The 2,166-nt window shown below is 38.0% G+C and carries 2 protein-coding genes; both read right to left on the bottom strand.

Annotated elements, in window-relative coordinates:
- Nucleotides 1-431: 431 nt before the first annotated feature.
- Nucleotides 432-983, bottom strand: a complete 552-nt coding sequence (locus B147_RS0108295) for a GAF domain-containing protein (protein WP_020586748.1) — start codon at nt 981-983, stop codon at nt 432-434.
- A 104-nt stretch (nt 984-1,087) separates the two neighbouring features.
- Nucleotides 1,088-1,555, bottom strand: a complete 468-nt coding sequence (locus B147_RS0108290) for a universal stress protein (RefSeq protein ID WP_020586747.1) — start codon at nt 1,553-1,555, stop codon at nt 1,088-1,090.
- Nucleotides 1,556-2,166 lie beyond the last annotated feature (611 nt).

Genomic DNA, 2,166 nt, shown 5'->3' with positions numbered 1-2,166 from the left:
TCCAATTAAGTGAATTTTAGTGTCTGGGGTTTTATCACGACAAACCGGTCAAGGTAATTGTCGTCAACCGGACAAGATAATTGTCGCAGAATAGGTACTCCCATCAAGCTCTCTGTGCCGCTGTTATCCATCCAGACAAGCGCCAGGTATTTCCATTAGCACCTGAACCCTTAAAAAATACCGATGATACCGCAGTGAGATCAATGCTGAACTCGAAGCATTCAGGGAACAATTCGAATGTATATGACAATAACGGAAAAATCATACACAAATAAGGCTGTTAAAAATTAACGGGTGCTGGCTGGAGAGTTGGCACCCGTTTTAAAATTTATTGAGACCCAAAGTGCCATTTATTGTATAAAACACTTTTATAAAAACTGACTCTTAATCAGTAGGTCCAAAAATTTCCCATTGTCACCCAGTACCCCGGTCTATAGCCAAATAGGGTGTATCTCATTGACACTTTCTTTTATCTCCAGAACCGTGGTTGAGAGTCTGAAATACATTAGAGCCATGCCAACATTATGGGTCAGCACCTGCAGAAAGGAGAGATCCGCCTCTGAAAGATCCAACACCGTTGAATGATAGATTCTGAGAGCGCCGATCACTTTCCCTCTAATATTAATGGGAAGAGATACAATCGACCTTACTCCTTCATCTAAGGCTTTTTCAGGATACTGCAGTATATCACTCTTTTGTGTGTCTTTGATGATAACAGGGTTTTGGTTTGACTCATGTTTAATGCTCTGATCAATTAAAATAGGCCCTTTGTTCACATAGTCAGAGCTTAATCCTTCTGTGGCAAGAATTTCAAGTTCCTCTTTTTCCGTATTCAAAATAAACAATGAGGCTCCCTTTGCGCCTGTGGCACCAATCAGCAGGCTTGTAAGCTGGGAGCCCATTACTGTTAAATCATCTGATTTTGTAAGGGTTTCAATAATGAGTTTATACGTATCCAAATCTATTTTATTTTGAAGAGACATGGAAACCTCCTTCATAAGGTCTGTTAAAAGCATAACTATCTGTTTAGAAGCAATATTTTATTTTACCATACAATTGACGACGCTGTTTTTGTTCTGTCGCATCGTCAATTTAAAACATAAACATCGGCAGCTCCTTTTAGGCCATCAGACACCTTTTTGGAAACGCTTCTAATAAAAAATTTGGCAATTTTATTAGGATTACGGTTCATAACCACAACGTTAAACTTTTTTTCTTGAACTAACTTGATGATATCGATAGCAATATCATTTTTCAATGGGGTAAAAATATAATCTACCTGTGAGCCTGCAAAGCCGCCCTTCACTAATTTATCCTTTGCCTTCTGTAACTCTTCTTCCTTAGCTTTTTGAAATTGTTTCAAATAGGACAGGTTACCGGACATCTTTTCCATGATAGGATTATTTCGAACTTCAATTTTAGGAACCGGAGTATAGGCGTGAAACAATGTAACCCTAACGTTTTTATTGTGGGAATACTTTTGAATAACAAATAGTAATGACTTGTCGTCATTGGTCATAAAGTTTGAAGGAACCAATATACGGCGTGTGGTCATTTTCTCCTCCTTTCTCAAAGATATAATTTTTTCTCTAACCGGGTGGAGGTATAGACTTCGGATAATCACTTAATGAGAAGAATAATTTCCAATGCAAGAATTTTCGAAAAATACAGATTCAATAGATGAGGAGCACATTACAGTATCAGGCTCATTTCAAGATAATAGTCTGAATAAAGTCATATCCTGTTAATAAACATAGCATATCAAATGAGGGTTGTAAAATCCATCCGATATTTTTATAAGAAAGTCGGCTCAACTTAAACAGAGATTTCAATTTTCGGGGTAAAGTGAACCACGGTCAAAAATAGATCGGCCTGAGACTGTTTTGATCAACTTAAAACCTGTTTGTGATGATTGGGGAAAATATTCCTGACATGACGACACCTAAGGAAATTCAGTGGAAAGGTGCTATGCGTTCAGTTTAATTTACTAACGGCCATGGGCCGACCTGGCCTATCAACACCCAGGCTGAACCAATAACAAAACATGAAAGTAATTTAGCAACTTATTAGAACTTTCATATAACAGCCACGGGCTGACCTGGTTTTTCACCGTGGTTCAGCCCACAACGAAAGTTGAAAGATCTGTGTTAATTACACAGACTTTCT

It is taken from the genome of Desulfobacter curvatus DSM 3379 (assembly GCF_000373985.1).
Taxonomy (GTDB): Bacteria; Desulfobacterota; Desulfobacteria; order Desulfobacterales; family Desulfobacteraceae; genus Desulfobacter; species Desulfobacter curvatus.
Note: the sequence above shows the minus strand (reverse complement) of the source record. Positions and strands in the feature narration are given on the sequence as shown.